We start from the raw sequence: 22179 nt of genomic DNA, 5'->3' as shown, positions 1-22179 counted from the left end.
ATCCTCATCAGTGCCGATGGACTGGTTGGCGTTACGAATACTCGGCGGTGAGGTGGGTGAGCGTCGCTTCAATGGCGTTCGCGTACTCCAGACCCTCGCAGCTCATCCCACACTCGGCGAACTCGCGGCGCACCTTGCGGATAGCGCGCTCTGTTGCATTGAAACGGCCGCAGAAGGGATACAAGTGGCTTTCGTCCTGGGCACGGAAATACTGGTTTATGGCGCTGGTGTTCCGCGCGCCAATGTAAGCCGCAGCGGCCAGTGCAGCGGCTTGCGCAAGCAAATAGAATCCGGTGTTAGCCATGATTGACTCCAATTCAGTCGGTTGTGGTTAGGCGGCCGCCCCCGTTGGCGCGGGGTCGGTCGCCGCTTTACCGCGCTGGCGCGCGGCGGTGGTGCGGTTATTTAGTGGGGATGGTTTCAGCCGTGAACTTCAAGCCGAGCGCGGTGAGTATCGCCACGATGGTCTCGTGTCGGGGAGATGCGCCAGGCCTGAATACCTTGTATAGACTTTCGCGGCTCAAGCCGGCGGTGGCGGCGATCTCGGCTACACCGGCCGCCTTCACGATCTGGCCGAGAAGGTCTAGAAACTTTTCAACGTCACCGGTGGCGAGCGGCTTCGACAGTTGTGCGGCGAGATCTTGCTTGTCGTTGGTTTTCATCATGCCTCTGCGTACATGGGTGGTAACAGACCACACGGCGCTCGTCATTCTTTTGGACGACGCCCGCCTTGAGTGGTTTCAACGGACGGACGTAGGCAATCGAGCGGCTTTGGTCCTGAGCACGAGTTACGCCCCAGTGCAGTGTGCGGACCTGCCGGGAGCGGCGAACGGCAGCTGGATCGTGCGGTAGTGATCATCGTGAATTCCCTGCAGCAAGTCCTGCTCGATAGGGTGATTGTAGCCATTTGGCTACATGCGTCAAGGGCAGGGGGGGGGGGCGCTCATACTTGTCCAGGTCCGGCAACGGGCGCCGCTTTCGGCCGCGCCTCTACTTTGTGCAGATTCCATTGGCGATGTCGCAAGCGTCCAGGTCGGGGAGAGGCTTACGACGACGCACCTCGCCCGGCTTGTGCTGTGGTGCCGGGACCGGCGGCCGGGGCGCGTTGCGCTTGGCGTGTTCCACCTGGCGCACCTTCGCCTGCTCGCGCGCCTTCGAGCGGATGTAGTCGACTACGTCATCACGCAGCAGCACCCAGTGCCGCTGCGTCAGCTGGAGCGCGGGGAGTTCGCCGGTGTCGATGATCTCGCGCACCACTGCCACACCGCAGCGCAGGATCTCGGCGGCTTCCTCGATGCCGATGGTTGGGCTGGTCGGATTGGTGGTGTGCGGCTTCATGTCTCGCCCTCGGTGTGTTCGCGTGGATGAGCGTACAGCGCTGTGCGGCGCTCGACGCGGCCAACATGCACCTGGCGCATGAGCAGAGCACCTAGGTATGGAGCCGTCTTGGTGGGTGGGGTACCGGTACGTCAAAGTGGGCATGATGCTCGATGAAACCCGCCCACATAGCTTGGTGCAGGGATCGCTGTTCGGATTTGCACCGCCCGAGCAGGATTTGCGCCGGGAAAAACTGATGGGTGTGCTCGACCACGCGAATCAGAAGTGGGGCCGTGGCACCATGGGGATTGGAGAGGGCGGCATCAAAGAGCAGCGTGCGTGGGCGATGCAGCGGGACATGTTGAGCCCGCGGTACACCACGAACTGGAATGAACTGCGGGAAGTGACGTGAGCAAACAATGGAGAAGAAACGCATGCGCATCGGCACAATCGTGATCGACACAGACCCGTCACGGACGGACAGCGAAATCTGCGACGACCTTCTGGAACATGAAGTCTTGATTGTCGAAATCGGCACGCGCCCGACCAAGATGCATCGGAGGAATGCCATTTCCGAAGAGTTGAAGCGGCGACCCGCGCGGTGGGGCAAAGAAGAGGAGGGCGATGTGCTGCTGTTGACCTATGTGGTCAACAGCCAGGGGCGCATCTGCACGTACGACACCATCGACGATCTCGACAACCATGATGTCTTCGATGTGCTGTACCTCACTGACGCCGATGGCGTGGGTTTTGAAGGAGCTGAGGCGGCAATCGAAAAATTGACGATGGACTGGCGCAAAAAAGGGAGGCCTGGTCGATACCTCACGCACTTTGAATACGATGACAGCGTGGACGATGAGGACGATGAGAAGGAATAGGCTGGGGTGACATCAAAGGATGGAAAGATCATGAGCACAACGACCAATCCGGCGACGGCACAAGCGGCACCTGCATCGTCGGCGACCATCGCAATAGTCACAGTGATGGCTGATGGCAGTAGGTCGTCCATCCTTGGTCAGCGTTAGTAGGTTGTTTAAGACTCGCCGGACCCGTCAAACCTTGCCGCGATGCAGGCGATTTTGGACGATAGAGAGCGGCCGCTCTATGAGTACGAGATAGCGGCGTAAACAATCGTGATTATGGTTTAGTCCATCGAGGGGAGGCGCTGTGCGGTGTATCTTTTGCTCTCAGGATCGTCCACCTAGTCGGGAACACATCTTCCCGCTTGCCATTGGCGGCACGGTCACCACGGACCGGGTTTGCGCCAGCTGTAATTCAATTCTCGGGAGCCGTGTCGATTCCGCGCTGAATGATTTCCTGCCCGTGCGCGTGCGTCGCGCCGAACTGATGCTTGCTGGAAATAGCGGCGAGCCGCCCTCGATGTTAGAGATATTCCTCGGCGATCAAATGCTGATCGGACCGGAGGCAAAGCGCATCAAGACATCGCTGAACAAGGTAACCGGCAAGCTTGATCATCGCCAGCTCTATCACGCCACTGACGTCGTTCTGCCGGACGGTAGGAAGGCGCGACAGATAACGCTCGATGAGCGCGACAAGGATCAAATTCCAAAGATCCTGCAGCGTGCGCGGAAGCGGCAGGGCCTGCCGCCGCTCTCACCGGAGGAACTAGCAACTAAGGCTGGCGAATTCAAAGTCACATCCGTAGAGAATCCGCTTATAAAAGTGGAAATCCCTATCAAATTTGAGTATCTGCGCCATGCGATGATGAAGATCGCTTATGAATTGGCCTTCTTGTGGCTCGGTGAGAGCTATTTGGACGACCCGCTAGCGGCGGATTTGAGAGCGGCGATCTTGTCCGAGGATTCGTCCTCGACGGACTCGTTGATGGGATACGTGGGCTGGGCTTCGTCGTGTGACGTGTTCAAGTTCTGGACTCCGCACAAGGCACATCACCTGGCTTTTGCATTGGTCGAGTCAGAAACCGTGTTCGTTGCGGTGCGAGTGTTCGATATCTACGCGGTAGCGATACCTGTAAGCCATCAGCTCAGCCGATATCCTGAAATTGGCATCGATGGGTCGGGCGCCCCATTTCTTGCGATCGATGCAGCAACGGGCAACAGGATACAGACGACATTCGGCGATGAGCGACGCAGGATCGCGCAAGCGATGTCGACACATGGGCGAATTCCACCTTTCCCCGATCCACTACCCACCGATGGCACGGGTTGAACATCTCAAGCTGTGCGCTCATCCGCCGACGTCACCGCTAGGTAGTGGCAGTTTGCGCGATGAGCGCCACCCGTTCTACGAGAATGAGCGACTGGCGGCTTGAATCACGAGGCCGATACTCTGGCCGCGCGCCACTGTGATGTCGCCAGCTCCTATCGGCCGTAGAAGTGCTCAAGCGCTGCTTTGATGGCGACCTCCGTGCCGGACTTGAGACTCGATTTGGTGACATCCCCCAGCCACGCGAGGACTGACCGGCCCAGCTTCTTGTCGCCGTGCTGCGGTTCGTCGCTGTCCTCCTCGATCGCGTACCCCAAATCCTCCAGCTGGTCGCTGTCGATTCCGTGCTTTGACAACTCGGACTTGAGGGCCGCCAGGTTGTTTTTCAGCAAGATGGCGGTTGAGACGTCGCCGGCATTGCCGGCATTGATCACCAACGTGATGGTGTTACCCATGGCGCTGTGGAACATGTTGCGCAGGTCGGGCATGGCGATCGCGTCTTTCAGCGTGGACGGGGCCGCATCAGCTGGCACCTTGTCTCGGAGCTGCAGAGCGAAGTCGAGCAAGCGGCTACGCACTTCCGTCACGATCTGGCCAAAGAATCCAGCCGGCGAACGAAGCCAGGCCTGCTGGACGGAAAAGTCCTCGTTCAACCCGTAGTCCAGCAGTGGAAACCAGACCGGGTCAACGGGCACGGCGAATTCCTTCCCCTCTATCTCTCGCCTTGCCTGATGTTCGAGCTCGCCGATACCCGACCTAATTGGGGAAAGAAAATACGCTCTCTGCTGTTCGTCCATTTTGGCTGTCGACAGGGTGCAGTCCGACAGAGTTCTAAATCCATCGCTGATAGTGCCTTGCGTAATCCCGCGCCGGGCGCGGTAGGCCGGTAGCGGGCTGTCGTCGCGGTACCCGGACAGCTCGCCCTTGACCCAGCCTAAAAGCTCTTGATCACCCAGCTGATGAGCGAGCACTTGGGCGCGTAGCAATGAGCTAGTCAGAGAGACGCTTGTGTCGCTGAGTGCGTTGATCAGGTCGTCAATGCTCTGCACAGCTGCTCCGTTGGCTGGGTGATGAGTGGGGCGTGGCTCGTACGTGGGGGCGGCGCCCGTCAGTCGAAAGGTTGAGCCTCATTTCGGGCGTCCGCAACCAGGTCCGTACATCGGACACGAAAAAGCCCACGTGATGCAGGCGTGATCGTTCTTGCTTGCGGGCGCTTGTGTCGCCTACGCGCTGTGCCGGAGCTGGTGGGCGTTCTCCGCCGCCGGCATCGGTGTGCCAGTGCGCAGCGAGTCGAGATAGTCCGCCCATGTCTGCATCATGGCCCTGCGCTCCTGCAGAAACTTGGTGCGGTTGTAGGCTGTGCCGTGCACATCCTTCACCGCGTGCGCGAGTTGCATCTCCAGCCATTCCACGCGCATTCCCAGCACTTCATCGCCGAGCGTGCGGAAAATGGCACGGACACCGTGCCCGCTCATCTGGTCGCTGCTGTAGTCCATGCGGCGGAGCGCTGCCAGCACGGCGTTATCGGACATGGCGCGCGAGCCGTCCGGCGTGCGCGCACTCGGGAACACGTAACGGCCGCCGCCCGTAATCTCACGCGCGGCGCGCAAGACGGCCACGGCCTGGCTAGACAGCGGCACCAAGTGATCGGTGCCGCCTTTCATCTTGGCGCCAGGGATATCCCAGCGCGCGCCGTCGAGGTCAATTTCCACCCATTCCGCGTGGCGCAATTCACCAGGACGCACTGCCGTAAGCATGGCCAGCTGTAGCGCGTAGCGCGTGATGGCGGACCCCTGGTAGGCGTGGATGGAGCGGAGGAGGGCGGCGACTTCGTCCGGCGACGTGAGCGCGGCATGGCTGGTTTTTTTCACCGGCGATATGGCGATGTCGACAGACGCGAAGGGTACGCGCTCAATCCGCAGCGTTTTGGATGCGTGCGCCAAGATCTGGAGCAGGTTACTCAGCACTCGGCGTTCCGTTTCCGACTTCCCGCGCGCGGCGATCCGGCGGATCACGTCAAGCGCGTGCGCCTTGCCGATCTCCGCCACCGGCACGCGGCCGATGTAGGGGATGAGGTCGTGCTCCAGTCGACCCATGACCGTTTTGGCCTGTGCCGGCTTCCACGTGGCGGACATCTTTTCGTGCCATTCGCGGGCGACAACCTCAAAGGTGTCTGCGGCAGCTGTGGCAGCGGCGATCTGGTCCGCCTTGCGCTGCTGCACCGGGCTGGTGCCTTTGGCAATCAACGCGCGGGCATCGGCGGCTGCCGTGCGCGCCTCGCCGAGCGTCACCGGCGGATAGGTACCCAGGCCCATGCGGCACTCTTTGCCGTTGAGCAGGTATTTGAGGCGCCAGTATTTCGCGCCGGCCGGCGATATCTCCAAGTAGAGGCCACCACCGTCAAAGAGGCGCCGAGGCGTTTTGCCGGTGCCTGGCTTGGCGGCTTTGACTTGGGAGTCCGTGAGGGGCTTGGCGATGCGCGGCATAGAGTTAGGGATACGGGGAGGATGGGGATATGGCAGGTATCCTATCCCATATCCCTAAAATATCCCTAAAGATTCCCCGCGATCCCCCAACATCCGCGTACCTGTGGACATGAAAAAGGCCCGGAACCGTCGCTATTGCTAGGTTTCCGAGCCTTTTTCTGATTCACATTCGGATCGATATCGCACGATCCATATGCTCTATTGGTGGAGGTGGCGGGAGTCGAACCCGCGTTCTTTGAGCATTTTCAACGCTTAGCGGCGGTGGGCTGACCAGATGTTGACCAAAGTGCCGCCACCTTCTGTCCGGCGTCAGGAGCGATCGAAGGAATCCACCGTCCATAGACCTTGATGATCATGGCCCAATCCTTGTGCCCCATCATGGTCGCCACCCAGACGGGATTCTCGCCAGCGCTGAGCAGCGTCGAGGCAAAGGTGTGGCGCATCTGGTAGGGGTATCGGTATCGCACGCCCGCGCGTTTGAGGGCTGGGTGCCATGCCGTTTTGCGGATTGGCCCGTCATGAAGCCATGGCTCGCCAGTGCGCGGATTCAGGAACACCTCTTCGCCGCGGAGCTGAGAATGCGCGCGCTGCGCCTGAATGGCGTTCAATGCCGGAACCAGGAGTTGAACCGTCCTCCGTCCCGCCTTGGTCTTGGGCGCCTTGACCTTCTTGCGCACCTTTGCCCGCCGCACGCTGACCATTCCATTGACCAGGTCGACATCTTCCCAGCGCAGGGCGATCAGCTCGCTGGTGCGCAGGCCGGTCCAGAATCCGAACTCAAACAGGTTGCGGACCTGGCCCTCACTGGCTTCCAGGATTGCCGCCACCTCGGCCGGCGTAAACGGGTCGACATCGTCCGACTCTTTGGGCGGCTCGATCTTTCGCGGTGTCCAGCCGACGAACGGATTGGCCGTGATCTGCTCATCCTCCACCGCTTGGGCGAACATGCCGCGCATGGGGAGCAGCAGGTTGCGGATGCGCTTCAGCCCGCAGGTCTGTTCTGACACCCATTCTTTCAGCTCGCCGCGCGTCAGCTCTGTCAGCCGCTTGGCGCCGAACGCCGGAACCCATACTCGCTGGATGGCAAGGTCATAGTCGCGGTAGGTCGTGTGCTCGATCTGGCTCTTCATCCCCTTGAGCCAAGTCTCCAGTCCCTTCTCGATGGTCAGCGCTGCGCCTGGGAGCTTGCTGAGCGTCCTGGCGCGCTTGCTGTCGGGGAAGAACCTCGCGTAATCGAAAGCGCCCCGAGCGATCTCAGCCTCGATCTGGGCCTTCAAGTTGGCCGCGAACTTCAGGTTGGCGGCAGTCGGCGGCAGCTTGAGACGTTCGCGACACCTGGCACCGCGGTAATAAAAATCGATCTCTACGCTGCGCTGCGTTGCAGCGCGGACACCTGCTGACCGGCTACCCATGTCTCATATCCCTCTGTGTCGATTAACACCCTTCCATCGGGTGACCTCATCCAGACGACACCTTCCAACCATACGCCGTTCTTGATCTTCATGCGGATGGCGTTCTCGGTGTAGCCCGATTCCTTGGCAAACTTGCTGATGGTCACGTGTCGGAGCATCAGGCCACCTTCCTCTCTTGCTCGATGCGCTTGAACTCGACTGCCCACACCCAGGGGTTGGCGTCCCAGCTGCCGGGGCCGTTGATGGATTGCCACAGGTCGCGGAACGCCAGGCGTGCGTCCTCGTAAGCATCGGCCGTACCTTCGACGACTTCCTGCCAGGTCGTCTGTGCAGCGCTGTAGCGCGGCCGATAGCCCGAGCCGATGTCGATGCGATGCACGCCCTCGGCCACGGCCTGCTCATGCGTGATGGCCTGCAGCCGCTCGACGCGCACGCCGGTCACCTCCAGGGTGATGCGGCTGGCCGCCCGTGGCATGTGGATGCTGGGCGTCCATTGGCGCCCATCTGCGACCAAGTCAGAACATGGGTCCGCGCGATAGAGGAACGTGCCGGCAACCTCGCAGCAGGCATCCCACGTGTGAGGCAGCATTTCCTTGGTAAAGCCGAACTCTGCCGGATGAGGGACACGCATGTGAGTCTCGCGCACCCACAGGCGGTCGCCGACATGGCCATACGGGCACCAAAGCGACTTGGCCAGGCGTCCGTGCTTTTCATCGTCCGGCGTGCACTTGCCGACGACGGGCAGCTTGCTCGAATCGGCTTGCGGAACCACGAAGTCCGGCTGCGGCTTCACGATGCGCCGCGTCACCGTCTTGCGCCCATCGAGGATGGCGCGGACCATGGGGGCACTGAAGAGGATGGGGGATTCACGCATGGCGCGGATTACCGGTGAGTTTGACGGGTACACCTACGAGGCGATTTGGGATCTGCCCACGGACCATCGCATCCTGTGGAACGCCAAGGTGCGCAACAGCCGTGGAGACATCGCCGGCACACCAGGTGGCTCGATCCTCGTTCTCGGAGATGCCTCTGAGCTGTCGAACGAGGAGTCCGTTCGCCAAACGGTGGCGACGGCGATCGGCGGTGGCGTTGGAGTGGATCGCGAGGTCTGACGTCCCGCCGCCTCCCTGAAGCAGCGGAAGGCGTACGATGCGGCCATTCAACAGGATGGAGATTTCACGCATGGCAATGGATTCGCTGTGTGCAGGGGTCGAAGCGCTGGCTCATTCGGCTCCGACAGTTCGTTGGTGGCTTGGCCTCAACGCTGTCGAGCAAGGGACTTGGTTCGCCGGCATAGGCGCATTCGCCGCGGCCGTAGTGGCTCTTGGCATCGCGTTGTCGGACGCTGTTAGGAGGAGGAGCGCGAGTCGGGGGCGAGGTGATGTTGTTCTGGCCATGGCGTTGCCGGAACTGAGCCGGCTGAAAGCCCTGTTCGTGGAGGCTGATCTTCGCCTCGGGTGCATGAAAGGGGAGTTCCTGCGTGACGGCGGCCATGCGGTCTGGTTTCGGCGCAATGGGCCTAAGTTCCGTAGCCCTCTGGAGAGCCTCCCAGCTGATGCATTTGTTGACCTGCCACGGCATCTCACGATCAACCTTCCGACCTGTATCCATGCCCTCCCGGCCGTCGAGGCGCAGACTGGCGCACTCGCGACGCTTGTTAATGACCCTCGGGACGAATTTGTCGCGGAGAAGATCGCCGAAGTGAAGGACTTTCTTGCGGCTTGCGCCATTGAGTTCAATGCTGCGACTCAGTACTTCGATAAGAAGATCAACCCGCGGCAAATGAAGAACATGAAGCCCTTCCTCCCGGTCGCTAGGCCTCCAAACAAGCCGCAGTGACATCACGCCGCCTCCCTGAAGTTCTTGACGTTCAGTTCGAGGTTTGCGCGAGCAAGCGCGGCAAGCGGAGGCGGGCTCACGCTGTTACCGACCATGCGCACGCTGGCGCTGATGCTTAACTTCCTGCCGTCGGCTGTGCGATCGATAATGTAGTCAGCCGGGAAGCCCTGCGCGCGGAATAGTTCTTCACGGCGCAGCATGCGTAGACCGATGTCCACGATCACGTAGGGCGTGCCCTGGATCGTCACGGTGACCAGCGCGAGCCTCTCCTTCGTGGTCATGGTTGCCGCGGGATTGCGCAGGCTTCCGTGCTGGCCGCCCTCGCCGTAGTAGCGGATGAGGAAGGCGGCAACACGCAGCGCACCGGCCTCGTGCTCCGGGCTCAGCGTGCACTCAACGACTCCGAATCGCGTGGCGCCACCCAATGCCGTCTGCAGCGGTTCGCCCGCGCTCGTTCCCTTGGCGTTCTGACCGAAGGCGGTCAGATGACCGGTCACAATGCGCTGCTGGCTGCCGGTACCGGTGATCGAGCTGACGGGTTCGGTAGCTCCGCGTGCCCGGGCAGGGTTGCCATTCTCGCCACCACCGTTGGCCTGTTCGAGGAACGTAGTGATGATGCCCATGGCGTGGGCTGCGCCGGCAGGCCTGGCAGCCCCGGCGCCGCTCGTGATGGTCGGCATGGACGTGGTCACCGGGCCGCCATCGCTGTCGCCGCGGAATTTGATCAGATGGGCCGCTGCGACGGCATGGCCGCCGCTTGCTGTAATCGCACCAAGCTGACTCTCGACATGCCTGTGCCCGGAACCCCAGCGCTGCACGCCGCGTGGCTTGCCGTCACCATGCGCGGCCTGCACAAGTGTCGGAGCAATGACTGCATGCGAGCCGCCCTTCGGCCATGCTGTGATGACGCCAAGCGGGTCGTCGGATGATGCAACGCCGTTGGCTGAGGCGTTGGCACACTGGACGATGAAGGGCTCGGCAGCGGTGATGACGTAGCGCTGGATGCCCTTGGCGATGCGCCGGCAAGTCGCATCGGCGAGCGGCTTCTTCCGCTGGAAGATCGACGGACACTCAATGGACCAGTCGATGCAGTCCGCTGCGGTGACGTAGGGCTTGGCACGACCGGGCCCGTGCGTCGGTTCTGGCCAGCGAATGGCCTCACCGTCGCGCCGCGCGATCAGGAAGAGACGCTCGCGGCTCGTGCCGGCGCCATAGTCGCAGGCCTTCAGAAGTCGATGCTCGACGACATAGCCGAGCGCACGCAGCGCGCCGACGAACTGGCGCCAGATGCTGCCAGCGCGCTTCTTGTCAGGCACGAGGAACTGCTCGCGCAGCGGTACGCGCTCACCGGGTGCAGCTATAGACCCGTCGAGCCTGACGACGCGCCCAGTCGCTTTGTCGCGCTTCGCGACCAGCTGCGACCAGAGCAGCATCTGTTTGACGTTCTCCAGGCTGATGATGCGCGGTGCGAGCCCGCGCTTGTTGAGGATGCCGGCGACCTTGACGATCACCCAGGCGAGGCTTCGCACTTGGCGATCGCGCGGCTGGCCGCCCTTGGCCTGGCTGAAGTGCGTGCAGTCGGGGCTCGAATGGAACCAGCCGGTTTTGCGACCATTGACCTCCCGAAGGATATCGACCGTCCAGGCGTCGGCCTCCATGTGCCGCGTAAACGGATGGTTGGCCGCATGCATGCTGATCGCCAGATGATCGTGGTTGACCGCAACGTCCGGGTCACGACCAAGCGCCTGGCGCAAGGCCTCGCTGGCGCCGCCACCACCGGCGAAGAAATCGACGACGATTTCGCCCGGGCGAAGGGCAGAGGCAAACTTCCGGCGTGGGAAGTTGAAGCCGTCCTGATGTGATCCGTCAGCCATTGGCAGCTCCGAAGCTGGCAAAGACACACAGGGCTGCAATAACCAGCGCGATCACCAGGATGGTCGGGTTGTTGTCGGGGTTCATGAACCACTTCATGTCAGGCGCCCTCACTGGCAGAGAGGAGGCGATCGATCTCAGCTGCGATCAACGCGCCGGCCTTCTCCAGTTCACGGATGCGCGACGCGTTCGAGTTGTCTGCGCCAGGCTTCCACGAGGTAGCACTCCAGGGCCAGCATGACGGCGGCTGGTGTTCGGGGCGTTCCTGAGTTCGCTGTAGATCGCGGAAGTCGGCGATCATGCCTGCGAAGCAGGCATACGCCGCGGCTGCGCAGGGCAACTCGGCGGCATAGTGGCCATCCGGCACCTGAGCGTAGGTCTTGGCATCGCGCTCCGGCGTATAGCCTTCGGCAGTGATCTGCCGCTGGCGCTCCGCCAGGATGAGTCCAACGCCGGTACCGGCAAGTTTCTCCAGGGCTGCAACGAGCGCGAGGCGCATCGCCGCGAACACAGCGTCCGGTTCGTCCAGGGCTTGCGTGTCGCGCCACGGCCAGGGCTTGCGCACATTGCCGACGAAGTAGGCTTGGCACGCACGCTCGATCACTTCATCGCGGACGTCGATGTTCATTGGTTCTGCTCCTTTCGATCAGCCTTGCGCAGAAGGCGCTGGCGGTGGGTCTCGGTGCTCTTGAGGGCGAACTCCAAGTCACGGAGCGCGCGATCAATGGCGGCGCTGTCCTGCGGGCGCAGGCCTGCCTCAGTGCCTTCCAGCTGCGCCTGGCGCGCGTGGCGTAGGGCTGCGTCGAGGCTGGCGCCACAGCGCGTGCTGGCGCGTGCCCGTCGACATAGGAAGAGGATGTCGGTCATTCGGGGATACCGTGCTCGATGCAGACCTGCTGCCAGGCCTCCATGACGCGTTTGAACGCTTCGGGTGATCCGGTCGACTTATCCGGGTGGGCGCGCAGCCGCGCAATCTGCATAGCTGCGCGGATCTCGGACGTAGAGGCGCCACGATCCACAGCGAGCACCGCGCTCCAGTGGTTCGCGTCGTCTGGGCCGGGTGCCGGCAATGCGAGGAAGCCAGAGAACGACGCGCGCACGAGCTCAAGTGTTCCGTGGCGTAGTTCCACACGGCGCGCCTCAATGATGTGGTGGATTGCCTGCAGGTTCGCTTCCACGGTCGCGTAGCGGTCGACGGGGATGCAGACCTGCATGCCTCCCCACGTGAACCACACAGCGACGCCAGGGTCAGCGGGGCGGGTTACGCCAAGGGTGCAGTTCGACGAGATGACCAAGCCGGCCAGCTCGACCTCGCTGTCTTTGGCGAACAGGCGAATACTGTCCTGGACGTTCTTCAGCGCACCGGCGAGCGTGGCGCGGAACGAACCCTTTTCGCGATCAGCGAAGCGGCCGAAATTCTTTGGCCACGAGAGAGGGAAGGCGGCAATCATCATTTCTGGCCACCCTCAACGATGCGAGCACGCGCCGCACGCCGCGCAAGCTTCGCCTGTTGCTTGGCCACGGCCTCGTCATGGTCCTTGGGTGCCGAACTGACGTGCGGCGCGGAGATGGCGATCGCATCGAGCTTGTGAGCCAGAGGGCTCAGCGAGTGGAAGAAGCGACCATTGCGACCGTAACGAGGCATGCAGGCGTTCCGATCAGATGGCGAGGTGGGCGAGGAGGTACTGGACGCGCTGGGCGACCGTGTCCACGCGGGCCTCGACCGACTGAAAGGCCTCGATGACCGGAGCGACGTTCTCCTGTCGGATGAGCTTCTCGCCCTTGACCAGGTCGCTCGGCTTCAGCACCGGCGTCAGGCGGCGCTCCAACTCAGCGGAGAGATCGGTGAGCAGATCCAGGGTCTTCAGCAGTTCGCTGTGCGCGAAATCGTAAGGCGACAGCTTTTCGAACTCGACCTCGACTTCCTTCATGAGCACGGCTTCATCAGCCGGCTTGATCGCGCGGAGCTTGATCTTGCTGCTGGCGGTGCGACGCGCGCGGGGACGGCTGGTGGTGCGCTTCGGAGCGGTCTTGCGTTTGGCCTGAGCCATTTAGAAATCCTCTTAGGAGTGTGAATGCCGGAGGAGAACGGTCGTTCCCTCTAGCGCTGGGGCAAAGGAGGCCTTCGTCGGAATTCGACTGGCCCAGGGAAAGCGGCTCAAGATTTGGAGCCGCACACGCGCCGCATTCGCGTGGCGCAGATGGCCGTCAAAGCTCGCGAGAATCGAACCGGCAGAGCGGATATCGGCGGGTGTCGCAGCGAACCCGTGCCTCACGCTGTGTGCTTGGGCCCAAGCAGCGAGGTTCTGCGTCATGTGCTGGAGCACACGAGCCCGAACTCGCGTGTGGGTTGGATAGACGACATAACCCAGGAAATCGATGCCGGCTGACAGAGGGCGTAGCCGAATGTCAGCCTTCAGCTTCAGGCCCAGTTCCCGGCCAAGAAAAGTCTCGATGTCGTGCTGCCACTGTTCCAGGACGGCGCGATCACGGTGGACTAGCACGAAGTCATCGACATATCGGGCATAGCGCCTCGCCTTCAGCGTGTGCTTCACGAACTGATCGAGCGCGTCTAGATAGACATTGGCGAAGAACTGAGACGAGAGGTTGCCGATTGGTAAACCGCATCCAGGCGCCGCATTCTCCAACCGCTTGTGAGCCGGAACCATGGCGCGCTGTGCGGCCGTGGCTCGGTGGTGCACGCCTTGGCGCTCAACAGGATGACGAAGGAGTGCATGAACCACGCGCAAAGCTGCAGCATCGAGGTTGGCGCGCGTGAGGCGGTCCTTCAACATCAGCCACAGGGTGGGTCGGTGGATGCTGTTGAAAAAGTTATGCACGTCGAGCTGCAGGTACCAGCCGCCGCCTTCACCGCTGACGGTCTGGCGAACGAACTGCCTGAGCCGAAGAACGGCCGCGTGAGAGCCTTTGCGCTTTCGATTGGCATAGCTGTCGTGGATGAACGTCGGCTCGTAGATGGCTTCCAGCTGAGGCACGAGCCAGTGGTGAACCACGCGGTCGCCGAAATCAGGCGCATGGATCTCACGGGCCTTCGGGCGCGTTGCGACGAAGCATGTTGCGGGTGCTGGAGACCATCGGCCAGCATTGATGTCCGCCTCAATGGCGATGAGGCGATCCATCCAGGCCAGTTCGAACGCGAGCTGGTTCGCACTGGGTTTCTTCCGGCGTCGAGCCGCGCACATCGCATCGTGCAATTGGCGAACAGTAACCCCACCCTGACACTCACTGGCCGGCGCCGCGCGCCGCACCGGCCGCGCACGCAGCCGGTTGTTGGCGTTGTTGTTGTTGACGTTGCCGTTGTTCATGTTGACGTAGAAGAAGGAGCGGGAAGAACCCGCGTCCCCGTGCACTTGCGACCTGGCTGCACATCCCTGTGGGTAGCGAAGCTTCGTCATTGATTGACCTCAACCATCGAGGTGTCACGGGTACTCAGTGTCATGGCACGCTGTCCGGCCGCGTGCGACCGGCCATCCTGGCCTTTGGGGTGGTGCTGACGGTGCCAGCCGCCTATCTGCTGGCCGAGGTTTATCGCCGAGCGCATGAGCGCTTCGAACTGACCGAAGCTGTTGAACTGACGCAGCGACTGGCCGAGGCGCAGGCGCTGCTTGAGGTCATCCACCTGATCAACCAGCCTGGTGAGCAACGCGGCCCGCTCCGAAGGCTTCCTCGCCGCACGGTTCGCGGTCGTGAGCACGGCCCACATATCGGCGCGAAGATCAGCGCCGAACGTGTAGCGGTGCGCGCGGTGAAACTTCGAGACCGCTTGCTCGATGTCGCGAGCAAGGGTTTCTGCGAGCCGCACGGCGGGAGGAAGGTGGAAGGTCATGTCAGGCTGTTACTGGCCAATGACCAAGCACTGACTGGCCGGCGCCGCGCGCCGCACCGGCCGCGCACGCCGCCGGTAGCCGGCGAGGTAGTAGTTGACGTTGCCGTAGCACATGCCGACGTAGAAGAAGGAGCGGGAAGAACCCGTACGCTTCTCCTTCTTGCTCCAAGGAGTTTCGTCAGCCGTCCAAACGGAGTCGCCATGGGTCTTGAACGGCGGTGGCAACACGGGGTTGTTGCGCGTGTAATCCACAATGGTGAGCCACGGGCGTAGGCCCGCTTTCGTCCAGTCGGAATGGCCACCCTGGCGCGATGCCTTGCATGCTTCCATAGCTTCGTCCGGCGTCAGCTCGTCCGTCTCGTCACCCCACATCAACCCAGTGAGCGGGTCGTAGATGATTCCGCTGGATGCATCGAGCTCGAAGCGATTCGGATCTGGGTTGAGAAAGCCATCCACCTGGCTGGTGATAGATGACAGCGTCAGCGGCTCCAGCAGGCTGGCAATGCCATTGATGTCAGGGGCCTTGTTGATTTTGATGAAGGCCTTCTGGAAGATAATCGTCGGTGCAGTCACTTCGATTCCCTTGCCGGCGACGCCGACGTGATGTGATGTGATGTGTTAGGTGGCAGTAGCCGGATCGTCCGGCCGTGGCCCCGAGTGCCTTTTGGTCTTGGCCGTCGTGCTTGAACCGGCTCAGTGGATACGAGGTCTGATTACCTACGGACTTTGCGTCGCGCGCTGCGCGCCGTACTGCCAGTACATGAAGCGAGCCTGGACCTTCAAACCCCGCCGAACCCATTCCGGTGTGGTTGCCCAAGAACGCCAGGCCCGCTTCATGTGCCCTGTGTCACTCCACAGGGCGGGGAGATCACTTCGAGGTGGTTGCTGCGACCAGTGCGGACTCCGTCCACCAGCGCTCTGCGGCGGTGCCGGTCTTGGCGACGTAGCGCACGCGGTAGTTGTTCTCCGCTGCCTCGTAATCGGCGCGGCCAATGATCGTGCCGGTCTCGCCGCTGACCTTGATCTTCACTTTCGCCTTCATTCGGAACTTGAACGCCATGGTTGGCTCCAGTTGGTTGGTGAGTTGCCGGTTACGTTCTCCGGCGCTGATCGATGCATGGGTCGTCACCACAGGAACCCAGAGCAGCCGTTTCTTCGCCTCAGTGTTCGGATCGCCGGATATGCCGCCGGCATCGGCTGCCCGTCAGATTGGCGCGGATGCGTTTGCCGGGAGGTCGGGGTAGGAACCCCACGGAGCCCGCATCTCGCGCCAGTTGGATTGCGCGTCGCCGACGGCATTGCGGCGCGCATGTCGTGTCACGTTCCCATCGAGCCAGACCTCACGACGACCGGTGGACTGGTTGTCGAAGATCCCGTCGAAGAGATCGGGCGTGCGGTTCACGCAGCCGCTTCCTCGCGATCGCGACGGGCATTGAGTGCAGCCACATCGCGCTGCGACTGCTCAAAGGCCTTGCGCGCACGTCGTTCGCTGGAAGACAGCGCCTTGGGGACCCTGGGCGGCTCAAACACACCGAGCGACGTAGGGCGGCGACGAAAGAGGGCACCCACGCGCGAGAGGACCGAACGCGCCTGATCGTCACGGATCGCCTCCAAGGCAGCGCGAGCGCGCTTACCGTGGTCGGTGGTGAAGGGCGCGGGCTGGTAGTCATCCTTCCGTCCGCGACGCCGATAGGTCTCTTCGTTGCCGTAGTAGCGAAGGGCCTGCAGGGCCATGGCAAGCTGGTGCTTACGTCCGAACATTCGTCTTCTCCTTGGGCACGGGGTTGAGGCGAGTGGGGAAGGCGACCAGAACAGGCCGACCGTTGTGGAGGGTGAAGCGAGGTGCGGCAGTGCCGGCGTTCTCTCGCGCTTGGATCTCAGCGGCATGCCGCGGGCTGTAGAGCGCCATGCGCTCAGCTGCTGAGGGCGGAGTGCATCCCGTCCATTCGCCGCGACGAGTGCGGAAGATCGAGAAGAGCGCGGCCACGGCCATCACCAGCGCACCGTTGCGTTCTTGCCCATCAAGCTGCTGCAGACGACACCCTGGACGCGCTTACCTTTCGCGTTGGTCGCAACAAAGCTGGTGGCATAGTCGTCACTGTCAGCGCACGAGAACGGCGCATATCCGGTGATGTGGACGTCCGTGAAGCCCTCGGCGTCGAGAGCGGCGCGCGTGGTGGCCTCATCGGTACAGGCGGCGAGAGCCAGGCAAGCGAATGCAAGCAGAGCGATGCGCTTCACGTGCGATCCTCCGAAGAGAAGGTGCCAGCCCCGCCGGAAACACCGGAGGGGGGAGAGGGGGCGGACGTCCCCGGCGAGGCCGGCAAACTGGAAAGGATTTCGTCGATGCAGCGATTGATGCGCAGGCCTGCGAGTGCGCCGAGCGCGTCGAGTTCTGCATCGGTGAGCGGGGCGGGCATCGGATTCATGCGGACTGCTCCCGCTGCGCCGCGGCTCTCTGGGCGAACGCGTCGCGCCGCTTTTTCACTGCATAAACGAGTGCTTCGGCAATGAGCTCGGCCGTTGCGTCATCGATGCCTATGCAAGCGGACCCGATGTTGATTGAGATCTTGGTGATCGCGTCTTCAACACCTGATCCGTGGACGGTGATGGGAGCGACGTCTGACGGGATTTTGGTGGTGGAGCTCGCCTCATTGACCCACCGGGCGCGGAAACTCGGCTCGGTGGTCATGCCGTACCCTTCGGCTTGTCAGTGCCGCTGGCGCCGAGGACGTACATACCGCCCAGATACGACAGGGAGGCTAGGTAGTTCAGGGCGCCCTCGCGGGCACGGAAGGTGGAGATGCCGATGGCGCGGGCGCGAAGGGCGATGCGTTCGGCTGTCCTGGTGACGCTGGCTGGAGCGAGTGAGACGTTTCGGACCTGACGGCGCAGGACGAATAGTTCGGCTGGGTAGACGGCGCTCATCGCATAGGCCCCTCGTGAAGTGCAATCAATTGTGCGTAAACGCACATACTATTTGCAATAGGGGTGCGTGCGAAAACGCACACATCCGCACTGAAATGTGCGCGGCATTCAGTGGGCGTTCATGTTTTTGATCAGGTTCAGTGCTTGAGTTGGCGGCGCAAGAATCGCCGAAAGGCCAACAGACTGAAGGAGAGCAGGGGATGGACCGGAGCAGATTAAAGTGGGCCGTTGTGGCCTTGGCGATGGGGCTGTGCTTGCTGATGGGTGGTTTGGGCGTTGCAGTAGCCCAGACTGCGCCGGCCAGCGGCTTGGGCCAATCGTGGCCAAACGCCCAGGACGTAAGCGCGAATCCGCAGTTCCATGTCTACGTGTTCGCCGTCAATGGCCTGAAATTCATCCAGGTGAACGACGTGAACGGAACTGTGCGCGGCGGCGTGGCGGCGTCGCCTGATGGGACGAGTTCGCTCGCGCTGCCGCTGGGCGCCGGTCAATTGCAGGCGGTCACTGATTCGGCACCGGCTGACGGCGTGACCGTGTACTCAGACAGCGGCACCACGGTTACTGCATCGCCAACAAGAGGGCTTGTGGCATCGCCCAGCGCGAGACCTGTCGCGGCGGCGGACTGCACCAGTGTCACCGACTGCACGAAGATCAATTAAAGCGTCCCACGACGCCGCGGGTTTAGCCCGCGGCGTCGGTAACCGAGGGGTGGCCTTGGTTCATTGAGAACGGTAGGGCCTTTACGGTCTCAGTGATCGCCTGAGTTGCACCGTCGAACAAGAGGATGGTCATGCGGTGCGCGTCCCTGCTGTATTTGACGCGACCCTGGAAGCTTTCCGCCACCAAGCCCATACCATCCAGGCTGAAACCTGTGGTCACAACACTGGTCGGGGCACGCCATCCCTCAGGGCTCGAAACAACGCCTTTCAAGCGCAGGATCGCGTAGCGCGGCCCCCTAGCAATTCTGCCGATCCGAAGTGACACCACCATCCTCTCCGGTGTCTTATCGCGAAGCATGACGCACGCCCCTTCGTAAGAAAGGCGGTACAGCGACATTTGGACTTCTTGCGAGAGTAGGCCCGGACGCGCACGTAGATCGTCGTCAAACGCAATCCCGCAGGCGCTGAGTATCTGGTACAGCGGCCCGGACGAGATAGTTGCTCTGAGCCCTGCCTGCTCGAGCAATTCTGGATGGAAGATCTCACTCAGTGAGCGCATTCGTTCGCGAATTCCCTTCATCGCCTCCCACTGGATGAGGGCGCGCTCCCCACGATCGGGCGTGTCCTGCATCTGTCGTTCCGCCTGCTGAGCGCCGCGCACGAGATCTTCCATGATTCCCGCGCTGTGCCGAAAGAGCGCTTCGGAACGAGTTGCGTGGCGCTTAACAAGGCCACGCATCTGACGCACGTCGCTCTGCGACTGCTCGCTTTGCGCCTTGGCAGCTATCACCTGCTTGCGTTGTTCGGAGATAACGGACCCGAAGATGAACATGGTGACCGCGCAGGCAGTGGCGATATCCTGCACCGAGATAAATGGCCCTTCCACGTCAACGCGTTGCGTCGCCTGAAGAGCTATTGCACAAACGAGCCCCATGATGGTGGCGCCACGCCAACCCATGATGCGCGTCATGAGGATCAGGGGCGCATAGAGAGCACATCGGACAAGCGTGAGCATGCCGATTGGGACCGATTGTAGGAAGAGCGTTCCCACCAGCACATAGGCGGCAAACCCGCCGATAAGGATCAGGTCCTTGTCCGTGAGAGCACGCTTGCCTTTAGGAAAGAACTCCCGAACGACATGCACCAGTGGCGGCAGGAGCACAGTGGAAGCTAATGCTCCAGTGAGATAAATCGTGAACTGGGACGCCAAGGCCGGGTCGGCATAGGTCATGCCCGTGGGGCGGCCGATGGATGCGGCCAGAATGCCAAGGATGCATACCAGCGCGGTGAGGAGCGAGCTGCCGGCTGCGGTGGTAAGGAAGCGCATCGCGTCGCGGGGCTTATCAAAATCGTATGGGCCGCCAAACTTCCTGTTGAAGTGTGCAGGGATCAGGCCTGCGAGCACCGGCATTGACGTACCCACCGCCGCCCAAAGGGCAGGAAAGTGATGCTTCACGGCAACGGTGATGTTCCAGTACCCGTTTGCTCCGATGTCTCCGGCGACAAGCCAAGGCCACCAACGCGGTGGAAGGGCAAGGAAAAGCGCTAGTCGCATGCCGACAGGCAAGTTAAGAGTAGCTGGCGAGGCATCCTTCAAATGGTAGAAGGTCAATCCATACAGGACGGCAAAGGCAGTCCCTTGGACCCAATAGTTCCTGGCCCACTTTGCTAGATATACCACCTTGTCCCTCCCCCTGAAGGCCGCAGGCAATCGACTCAGTAACGCCGCCTGGTGAAGGAGGCAATGACTTGGCCGATGATGTTGAGTCCTTTCATCTCTTCCTCGGTCTCCACGGGGATATTGTTCACCCTTGGATTGGTTCCGGTGAACATCAAACCACCTGATGCTCCCTCGTGACCGCCTCGCTTAATGTGCGGTCGCTTGAAGTAAGTAAAAGCATAGATGCCGTCGACCGTAACGGTCCGAACACGGGTATCAATGAGAACCAGCTCACCTTTTTCAATCTCGCCGCGCATGGCATCGTCCAGGGCAATCGCGAAACGCACATCAGATGGCGGGGCGGTCGTGATAGCCGCGAGCGCAGGTTTCGATAGGGCGATCGTGTCCTGAGGTGCCAGCAGGTTCATGAGCGGAGCATCCTCCGGGAAAAATTCGGGAACCGCCGTGATCAGGCACGCGTCCACTGACAGCTTACCCACGGCCTCACCCACGGCCAGAAGCTTCTCCTGGGCCTGCAGGTCCACATTCTTCAAGTCATTGACTGAAAGGCCGAAGTGTTCCGCGATTGGCCGAATCGTGCTGTCTCGCGCGTCGTTGAACTTGCTATTCACGATGCGATTGATCGTGCTCGCGACCACGCCCGTCTTCTGGGCCACTTGGTAGCCGTTGGTCTTCTTCGTTTCAAACAGCCATTTGAGGTTCTGCTGGAGGTAGCTCATGCCCTCCATGTTCGGACATTGCGTCTGCGCAGTTGATTGCGCAAAAGCATTGACATTTGTGCGTAAACGCACAATGCTCATGGCCCATGACTCCTAAAGCCGCTGTGCAAGCCCTCATCGATGCCCACTGGAACGAGCATCAAATCGCCCAGGCCGTTGGCGTTAACCGCTCGACGATCAATCGCATCCGGAACGGGGTTCTTTCCGTGAGCTACGACACCGGGTTTCGCATCTTGCAGCTTGTAGGTCGCCAGCCGCCCGCCAACAACGACAAGCAGCCCAATCAGGCCGCTTGACCGTGACCACAGACCAACTCGCAGTTCAAAGGACCTGACTATGACGTACCTCGATCCCCAGCTTCGGCGCCAAGACGAGAAGGTCGCTCTCAATGACATCGAGCGCGGGCGCGGCAAGAAAGCTGCCGTGTTGGCCGGACGTACGTGGGGAGAGCTGAAGCGCGAGCTCATCAACATGGGCGTTCAGAAGATCCTGGAGGAATTCGGCGAACAGCGTAGCGCTGGCTCGCATGAAGGCTGAAGTCCGTGTTCAGGACCGTTTTAACGGCCGTCTATCTGCGTTGGAGCTTGGTGGTGACGAGGCCTACGGGCGACTCATCAGCGCTGCATCGCTTCTCGGAAAACCGCCTGAAGAACTTGCCTTCGAAGCCGCCTGCAAAGAGCTGGCGGCGCGCTCAGGTATGACCACCAGCGACGCAGCGATTGCTCTACGGGAGCTCGATCGCGCGCATCTCACGCCACAGACATGACTGACATCACTCCCAACCTCGACCCAATCAAGATGAACGCGCTGGCGCTCGTAATGGGTATGCGCCCTGTATATCGCGCGAATGGTCGTGGTTGGTGGGTGCATGTTGGCTGGGCGTTCGTGCGGTACCGCAATCGCGACATCCGATGGCGTCCATGGATCTGGTGGCCTACTTCTGAGACAGGTGGGAACCGAGCAGTTGAAGCTGGCGCGTCAGTCCTTCGCGGAACTCAGGGTCGTGCACGGTCTCCGGCGATTCGCTACCGGCGTCGACCAAATCCGGTACACGTGCGCGCCAAACGGCGGCTAACTTCTCTGGATCGGGGTGAGTGCTGATGAGTACCTTCAGCGCAAACTCCATCGCGACGACTCGTCCCATCATATGGGAGAAGGCGTTTTCCAGCTGCTCCTCGTTCATGGATTCCCTTCGGTGTGTGGTTGTTCTGGTCGCACAGCCAGCCTATCAC

General features: G+C 61.6%; 36 protein-coding genes. 9 read left to right on the top strand and 27 right to left on the bottom strand.

Features of this window, described 5'->3' with window-relative positions; all coding sequences use genetic code 11:
• Nucleotides 1-31: 31 nt before the first annotated feature.
• From DyAD56_RS15945 to DyAD56_RS15935, 3 genes are all read right to left on the bottom strand, one after another.
• Nucleotides 32-304 (bottom strand): hypothetical protein, encoded by a 273-nt coding sequence (locus tag DyAD56_RS15945; protein ID WP_199179006.1) that lies wholly within the window; start codon nucleotides 302-304, stop codon nucleotides 32-34.
• A 97-nt stretch (nucleotides 305-401) separates the two neighbouring features.
• Nucleotides 402-662, bottom strand: a complete 261-nt coding sequence (locus tag DyAD56_RS15940) for an addiction module antidote protein (RefSeq protein ID WP_199179005.1) — start codon at nucleotides 660-662, stop codon at nucleotides 402-404.
• A 328-nt stretch (nucleotides 663-990) separates the two neighbouring features.
• Nucleotides 991-1338, bottom strand: coding sequence for a helix-turn-helix domain-containing protein (locus tag DyAD56_RS15935; RefSeq protein WP_158241366.1), 348 nt, complete (start codon nucleotides 1336-1338; stop codon nucleotides 991-993).
• 142 nt (nucleotides 1339-1480) lie between these two features.
• Here DyAD56_RS15935 and DyAD56_RS15930 point away from each other — a divergent pair, with 142 nt between their 5' ends.
• The 3 genes from DyAD56_RS15930 (at nucleotide 1481) to DyAD56_RS15920 (ending at nucleotide 3507) form a co-directional block, all read left to right on the top strand.
• Nucleotides 1481-1729, top strand: coding sequence for a DUF4113 domain-containing protein (locus tag DyAD56_RS15930; RefSeq protein WP_199179004.1), 249 nt, complete (start codon nucleotides 1481-1483; stop codon nucleotides 1727-1729).
• 22 nt (nucleotides 1730-1751) lie between these two features.
• Nucleotides 1752-2195: a hypothetical protein gene (locus DyAD56_RS23950; protein WP_158241365.1), complete on the top strand. Its 444-nt coding sequence runs from the start codon at nucleotides 1752-1754 to the stop codon at nucleotides 2193-2195.
• Nucleotides 2196-2640: 445 nt separating this feature from the next.
• Complete coding sequence (locus DyAD56_RS15920) at nucleotides 2641-3507, top strand: hypothetical protein (RefSeq protein ID WP_233202514.1); 867 nt, start codon at nucleotides 2641-2643, stop codon at nucleotides 3505-3507.
• Between the two features lie 152 nt (nucleotides 3508-3659).
• Here the strand turns inward: DyAD56_RS15920 and DyAD56_RS15915 are convergent, their stop codons facing one another.
• The 5 genes from DyAD56_RS15915 to DyAD56_RS15895 form a co-directional block, all read right to left on the bottom strand.
• Entirely contained in the window at nucleotides 3660-4553 is an 894-nt protein-coding gene (locus DyAD56_RS15915) for a hypothetical protein (protein WP_102303754.1), read from the bottom strand.
• A 174-nt stretch (nucleotides 4554-4727) separates the two neighbouring features.
• Entirely contained in the window at nucleotides 4728-5990 is a 1263-nt protein-coding gene (locus tag DyAD56_RS15910) for an integrase arm-type DNA-binding domain-containing protein (protein ID WP_102303753.1), read from the bottom strand.
• Between the two features lie 245 nt (nucleotides 5991-6235).
• Nucleotides 6236-7402: a DUF3596 domain-containing protein gene (locus tag DyAD56_RS15905; RefSeq protein WP_102303752.1), complete on the bottom strand. Its 1167-nt coding sequence runs from the start codon at nucleotides 7400-7402 to the stop codon at nucleotides 6236-6238.
• Nucleotides 7354-7560 carry an excisionase gene (locus DyAD56_RS15900; RefSeq protein ID WP_102303751.1) on the bottom strand — a complete coding sequence of 69 codons (207 nt, stop codon included), beginning with the start codon at nucleotides 7558-7560 and terminating at the stop codon, nucleotides 7354-7356. Before DyAD56_RS15900 ends, DyAD56_RS15905 begins: the two co-directional genes overlap by 49 nt.
• Nucleotides 7560-8276, bottom strand: a complete 717-nt coding sequence (locus DyAD56_RS15895) for a hypothetical protein (RefSeq protein ID WP_102303750.1) — start codon at nucleotides 8274-8276, stop codon at nucleotides 7560-7562. Before DyAD56_RS15895 ends, DyAD56_RS15900 begins: the two co-directional genes overlap by 1 nt.
• Between DyAD56_RS15895 and DyAD56_RS15890 the strand changes: the two genes are divergently transcribed.
• On the top strand, nucleotides 8275-8514 hold the full coding sequence (locus DyAD56_RS15890; RefSeq protein ID WP_102303749.1) for a hypothetical protein: 240 nt from the start codon (nucleotides 8275-8277) through the stop codon (nucleotides 8512-8514). The genes DyAD56_RS15895 and DyAD56_RS15890 overlap by 2 nt on opposite strands.
• Nucleotides 8515-8584: 70 nt before the next feature.
• Entirely contained in the window at nucleotides 8585-9241 is a 657-nt protein-coding gene (locus DyAD56_RS15885; RefSeq protein ID WP_102303748.1) for a hypothetical protein, read from the top strand.
• Nucleotides 9242-9243: 2 nt separating this feature from the next.
• On the opposite strand, the gene DyAD56_RS15880 is transcribed toward DyAD56_RS15885, so the two are convergent.
• The 16 genes from DyAD56_RS15880 to DyAD56_RS15805 all read right to left on the bottom strand — a co-directional run bounded on the left by DyAD56_RS15880 (nucleotide 9244) and on the right by DyAD56_RS15805 (nucleotide 17888).
• Nucleotides 9244-11115, bottom strand: coding sequence for a DNA cytosine methyltransferase (locus DyAD56_RS15880; protein ID WP_102303747.1), 1872 nt, complete (start codon nucleotides 11113-11115; stop codon nucleotides 9244-9246).
• Nucleotides 11116-11213: 98 nt separating this feature from the next.
• Nucleotides 11214-11741, bottom strand: a complete 528-nt coding sequence (locus DyAD56_RS15875) for a hypothetical protein (RefSeq protein WP_199179003.1) — start codon at nucleotides 11739-11741, stop codon at nucleotides 11214-11216.
• Nucleotides 11738-11980, bottom strand: a complete 243-nt coding sequence (locus tag DyAD56_RS15870) for a hypothetical protein (protein WP_102303746.1) — start codon at nucleotides 11978-11980, stop codon at nucleotides 11738-11740. The genes DyAD56_RS15875 and DyAD56_RS15870 overlap by 4 nt, the downstream gene beginning before the upstream one ends.
• Entirely contained in the window at nucleotides 11977-12567 is a 591-nt protein-coding gene (locus tag DyAD56_RS15865; protein ID WP_102303745.1) for a DnaJ domain-containing protein, read from the bottom strand. The genes DyAD56_RS15870 and DyAD56_RS15865 overlap by 4 nt, the downstream gene beginning before the upstream one ends.
• The gene (locus DyAD56_RS15860) at nucleotides 12564-12758 is read right to left on the bottom strand and encodes a hypothetical protein (protein WP_102303744.1); all 195 of its coding nucleotides are present in this window, start codon (nucleotides 12756-12758) and stop codon (nucleotides 12564-12566) included. Before DyAD56_RS15860 ends, DyAD56_RS15865 begins: the two co-directional genes overlap by 4 nt.
• Nucleotides 12759-12771: 13 nt before the next feature.
• The gene (locus DyAD56_RS15855; RefSeq protein ID WP_102303743.1) at nucleotides 12772-13164 is read right to left on the bottom strand and encodes a hypothetical protein; all 393 of its coding nucleotides are present in this window, start codon (nucleotides 13162-13164) and stop codon (nucleotides 12772-12774) included.
• A 12-nt stretch (nucleotides 13165-13176) separates the two neighbouring features.
• Nucleotides 13177-14529, bottom strand: a complete 1353-nt coding sequence (locus DyAD56_RS15850; RefSeq protein WP_102303742.1) for an RNA-directed DNA polymerase — start codon at nucleotides 14527-14529, stop codon at nucleotides 13177-13179.
• Nucleotides 14526-14960: a four helix bundle protein gene (locus DyAD56_RS15845; RefSeq protein WP_102303741.1), complete on the bottom strand. Its 435-nt coding sequence runs from the start codon at nucleotides 14958-14960 to the stop codon at nucleotides 14526-14528. Before DyAD56_RS15845 ends, DyAD56_RS15850 begins: the two co-directional genes overlap by 4 nt.
• Before the next feature lie 9 nt (nucleotides 14961-14969).
• Nucleotides 14970-15533, bottom strand: a complete 564-nt coding sequence (locus DyAD56_RS15840) for a DUF1566 domain-containing protein (RefSeq protein ID WP_102303740.1) — start codon at nucleotides 15531-15533, stop codon at nucleotides 14970-14972.
• Between the two features lie 295 nt (nucleotides 15534-15828).
• Nucleotides 15829-16020: a hypothetical protein gene (locus DyAD56_RS15835; RefSeq protein WP_102303739.1), complete on the bottom strand. Its 192-nt coding sequence runs from the start codon at nucleotides 16018-16020 to the stop codon at nucleotides 15829-15831.
• A gap of 144 nt (nucleotides 16021-16164) precedes the next feature.
• Nucleotides 16165-16362 (bottom strand): hypothetical protein, encoded by a 198-nt coding sequence (locus DyAD56_RS15830; RefSeq protein ID WP_102303738.1) that lies wholly within the window; start codon nucleotides 16360-16362, stop codon nucleotides 16165-16167.
• Nucleotides 16359-16721 (bottom strand): hypothetical protein, encoded by a 363-nt coding sequence (locus DyAD56_RS15825; RefSeq protein ID WP_102303737.1) that lies wholly within the window; start codon nucleotides 16719-16721, stop codon nucleotides 16359-16361. Before DyAD56_RS15825 ends, DyAD56_RS15830 begins: the two co-directional genes overlap by 4 nt.
• 231 nt (nucleotides 16722-16952) lie before the next feature.
• Entirely contained in the window at nucleotides 16953-17201 is a 249-nt protein-coding gene (locus DyAD56_RS15820) for a hypothetical protein (protein ID WP_102303736.1), read from the bottom strand.
• A complete protein-coding gene (locus tag DyAD56_RS15815) occupies nucleotides 17198-17389 on the bottom strand; it encodes a hypothetical protein (RefSeq protein ID WP_102303735.1) in 192 nt (63 codons plus the stop codon). Before DyAD56_RS15815 ends, DyAD56_RS15820 begins: the two co-directional genes overlap by 4 nt.
• The gene (locus tag DyAD56_RS15810; protein WP_102303734.1) at nucleotides 17386-17652 is read right to left on the bottom strand and encodes a hypothetical protein; all 267 of its coding nucleotides are present in this window, start codon (nucleotides 17650-17652) and stop codon (nucleotides 17386-17388) included. Before DyAD56_RS15810 ends, DyAD56_RS15815 begins: the two co-directional genes overlap by 4 nt.
• Nucleotides 17649-17888: a hypothetical protein gene (locus tag DyAD56_RS15805; protein WP_102303733.1), complete on the bottom strand. Its 240-nt coding sequence runs from the start codon at nucleotides 17886-17888 to the stop codon at nucleotides 17649-17651. Before DyAD56_RS15805 ends, DyAD56_RS15810 begins: the two co-directional genes overlap by 4 nt.
• 200 nt (nucleotides 17889-18088) lie before the next feature.
• On the opposite strand from DyAD56_RS15805, the gene DyAD56_RS15800 reads away from it, so the two are divergent.
• Nucleotides 18089-18547: a hypothetical protein gene (locus tag DyAD56_RS15800; RefSeq protein WP_146010539.1), complete on the top strand. Its 459-nt coding sequence runs from the start codon at nucleotides 18089-18091 to the stop codon at nucleotides 18545-18547.
• Nucleotides 18548-18569: 22 nt separating this feature from the next.
• Here the strand turns inward: DyAD56_RS15800 and DyAD56_RS15795 are convergent, their stop codons facing one another.
• Together DyAD56_RS15795 and DyAD56_RS23945 are read right to left on the bottom strand one after the other, a co-directional pair.
• The gene (locus DyAD56_RS15795) at nucleotides 18570-20228 is read right to left on the bottom strand and encodes an MASE1 domain-containing protein (protein ID WP_233202512.1); all 1659 of its coding nucleotides are present in this window, start codon (nucleotides 20226-20228) and stop codon (nucleotides 18570-18572) included.
• Between the two features lie 35 nt (nucleotides 20229-20263).
• A complete protein-coding gene (locus DyAD56_RS23945; RefSeq protein ID WP_158241363.1) occupies nucleotides 20264-21028 on the bottom strand; it encodes a hypothetical protein in 765 nt (254 codons plus the stop codon).
• 5 nt (nucleotides 21029-21033) lie between these two features.
• On the opposite strand from DyAD56_RS23945, the gene DyAD56_RS15790 reads away from it, so the two are divergent.
• Genes DyAD56_RS15790 through DyAD56_RS15780 form a run of 3 tightly spaced genes read left to right on the top strand, consistent with a single transcriptional unit; the run spans nucleotide 21034 to nucleotide 21713 of the window.
• Nucleotides 21034-21243, top strand: a complete 210-nt coding sequence (locus tag DyAD56_RS15790) for a helix-turn-helix domain-containing protein (RefSeq protein ID WP_102303730.1) — start codon at nucleotides 21034-21036, stop codon at nucleotides 21241-21243.
• Between the two features lie 40 nt (nucleotides 21244-21283).
• The gene (locus tag DyAD56_RS15785; protein WP_102303729.1) at nucleotides 21284-21484 is read left to right on the top strand and encodes a hypothetical protein; all 201 of its coding nucleotides are present in this window, start codon (nucleotides 21284-21286) and stop codon (nucleotides 21482-21484) included.
• The gene (locus tag DyAD56_RS15780; RefSeq protein WP_102303728.1) at nucleotides 21474-21713 is read left to right on the top strand and encodes a hypothetical protein; all 240 of its coding nucleotides are present in this window, start codon (nucleotides 21474-21476) and stop codon (nucleotides 21711-21713) included. Before DyAD56_RS15785 ends, DyAD56_RS15780 begins: the two co-directional genes overlap by 11 nt.
• A 168-nt stretch (nucleotides 21714-21881) precedes the next feature.
• Here the strand turns inward: DyAD56_RS15780 and DyAD56_RS15775 are convergent, their stop codons facing one another.
• Nucleotides 21882-22130 carry a hypothetical protein gene (locus tag DyAD56_RS15775; RefSeq protein ID WP_102303727.1) on the bottom strand — a complete coding sequence of 83 codons (249 nt, stop codon included), beginning with the start codon at nucleotides 22128-22130 and terminating at the stop codon, nucleotides 21882-21884.
• Between the last annotated feature and the right edge of the window lie 49 nt (nucleotides 22131-22179).

The sequence above is a fragment of the Dyella sp. AD56 genome (genome assembly GCF_002878475.1).
GTDB lineage: Bacteria > Pseudomonadota > Gammaproteobacteria > Xanthomonadales > Rhodanobacteraceae > Dyella.
The sequence above is the reverse complement of the archived record's forward strand: the minus strand, read 5'-3'. Positions and strand labels throughout refer to the sequence as shown.

What these genes read in the sequence shown, in the direction of transcription:
- DyAD56_RS15945 (WP_199179006.1), bottom strand. Translation starts at nt 304, where the DNA reads ATGGCTAACACCGGATTCTATTTGCTTGCGCAAGCCGCTGCACTGGCC.
- DyAD56_RS15940 (WP_199179005.1), bottom strand. Translation starts at nt 662, where the DNA reads ATGAAAACCAACGACAAGCAAGATCTCGCCGCACAACTGTCGAAGCCG.
- DyAD56_RS15935 (WP_158241366.1), bottom strand. Translation starts at nt 1,338, where the DNA reads ATGAAGCCGCACACCACCAATCCGACCAGCCCAACCATCGGCATCGAG.
- DyAD56_RS15930 (WP_199179004.1), top strand. Translation starts at nt 1,481, where the DNA reads ATGATGCTCGATGAAACCCGCCCACATAGCTTGGTGCAGGGATCGCTG.
- DyAD56_RS23950 (WP_158241365.1), top strand. Translation starts at nt 1,752, where the DNA reads ATGCGCATCGGCACAATCGTGATCGACACAGACCCGTCACGGACGGAC.
- DyAD56_RS15910 (WP_102303753.1), bottom strand. Translation starts at nt 5,990, where the DNA reads ATGCCGCGCATCGCCAAGCCCCTCACGGACTCCCAAGTCAAAGCCGCC.
- DyAD56_RS15905 (WP_102303752.1), bottom strand. Translation starts at nt 7,402, where the DNA reads ATGGGTAGCCGGTCAGCAGGTGTCCGCGCTGCAACGCAGCGCAGCGTA.
- DyAD56_RS15900 (WP_102303751.1), bottom strand. Translation starts at nt 7,560, where the DNA reads ATGCTCCGACACGTGACCATCAGCAAGTTTGCCAAGGAATCGGGCTAC.
- DyAD56_RS15890 (WP_102303749.1), top strand. Translation starts at nt 8,275, where the DNA reads ATGGCGCGGATTACCGGTGAGTTTGACGGGTACACCTACGAGGCGATT.
- DyAD56_RS15895 (WP_102303750.1), bottom strand. Translation starts at nt 8,276, where the DNA reads ATGCGTGAATCCCCCATCCTCTTCAGTGCCCCCATGGTCCGCGCCATC.
- DyAD56_RS15885 (WP_102303748.1), top strand. Translation starts at nt 8,585, where the DNA reads ATGGCAATGGATTCGCTGTGTGCAGGGGTCGAAGCGCTGGCTCATTCG.
- DyAD56_RS15880 (WP_102303747.1), bottom strand. Translation starts at nt 11,115, where the DNA reads ATGGCTGACGGATCACATCAGGACGGCTTCAACTTCCCACGCCGGAAG.
- DyAD56_RS15875 (WP_199179003.1), bottom strand. Translation starts at nt 11,741, where the DNA reads ATGAACATCGACGTCCGCGATGAAGTGATCGAGCGTGCGTGCCAAGCC.
- DyAD56_RS15870 (WP_102303746.1), bottom strand. Translation starts at nt 11,980, where the DNA reads ATGACCGACATCCTCTTCCTATGTCGACGGGCACGCGCCAGCACGCGC.
- DyAD56_RS15865 (WP_102303745.1), bottom strand. Translation starts at nt 12,567, where the DNA reads ATGATGATTGCCGCCTTCCCTCTCTCGTGGCCAAAGAATTTCGGCCGC.
- DyAD56_RS15860 (WP_102303744.1), bottom strand. Translation starts at nt 12,758, where the DNA reads ATGCCTCGTTACGGTCGCAATGGTCGCTTCTTCCACTCGCTGAGCCCT.
- DyAD56_RS15855 (WP_102303743.1), bottom strand. Translation starts at nt 13,164, where the DNA reads ATGGCTCAGGCCAAACGCAAGACCGCTCCGAAGCGCACCACCAGCCGT.
- DyAD56_RS15850 (WP_102303742.1), bottom strand. Translation starts at nt 14,529, where the DNA reads ATGACGAAGCTTCGCTACCCACAGGGATGTGCAGCCAGGTCGCAAGTG.
- DyAD56_RS15845 (WP_102303741.1), bottom strand. Translation starts at nt 14,960, where the DNA reads ATGACCTTCCACCTTCCTCCCGCCGTGCGGCTCGCAGAAACCCTTGCT.
- DyAD56_RS15835 (WP_102303739.1), bottom strand. Translation starts at nt 16,020, where the DNA reads ATGGCGTTCAAGTTCCGAATGAAGGCGAAAGTGAAGATCAAGGTCAGC.
- DyAD56_RS15825 (WP_102303737.1), bottom strand. Translation starts at nt 16,721, where the DNA reads ATGTTCGGACGTAAGCACCAGCTTGCCATGGCCCTGCAGGCCCTTCGC.
- DyAD56_RS15815 (WP_102303735.1), bottom strand. Translation starts at nt 17,389, where the DNA reads ATGAATCCGATGCCCGCCCCGCTCACCGATGCAGAACTCGACGCGCTC.
- DyAD56_RS15810 (WP_102303734.1), bottom strand. Translation starts at nt 17,652, where the DNA reads ATGACCACCGAGCCGAGTTTCCGCGCCCGGTGGGTCAATGAGGCGAGC.
- DyAD56_RS15805 (WP_102303733.1), bottom strand. Translation starts at nt 17,888, where the DNA reads ATGAGCGCCGTCTACCCAGCCGAACTATTCGTCCTGCGCCGTCAGGTC.
- DyAD56_RS15800 (WP_146010539.1), top strand. Translation starts at nt 18,089, where the DNA reads ATGGACCGGAGCAGATTAAAGTGGGCCGTTGTGGCCTTGGCGATGGGG.
- DyAD56_RS23945 (WP_158241363.1), bottom strand. Translation starts at nt 21,028, where the DNA reads ATGAGCATTGTGCGTTTACGCACAAATGTCAATGCTTTTGCGCAATCA.
- DyAD56_RS15790 (WP_102303730.1), top strand. Translation starts at nt 21,034, where the DNA reads ATGACTCCTAAAGCCGCTGTGCAAGCCCTCATCGATGCCCACTGGAAC.
- DyAD56_RS15785 (WP_102303729.1), top strand. Translation starts at nt 21,284, where the DNA reads ATGACGTACCTCGATCCCCAGCTTCGGCGCCAAGACGAGAAGGTCGCT.
- DyAD56_RS15780 (WP_102303728.1), top strand. Translation starts at nt 21,474, where the DNA reads ATGAAGGCTGAAGTCCGTGTTCAGGACCGTTTTAACGGCCGTCTATCT.
- DyAD56_RS15775 (WP_102303727.1), bottom strand. Translation starts at nt 22,130, where the DNA reads ATGAACGAGGAGCAGCTGGAAAACGCCTTCTCCCATATGATGGGACGA.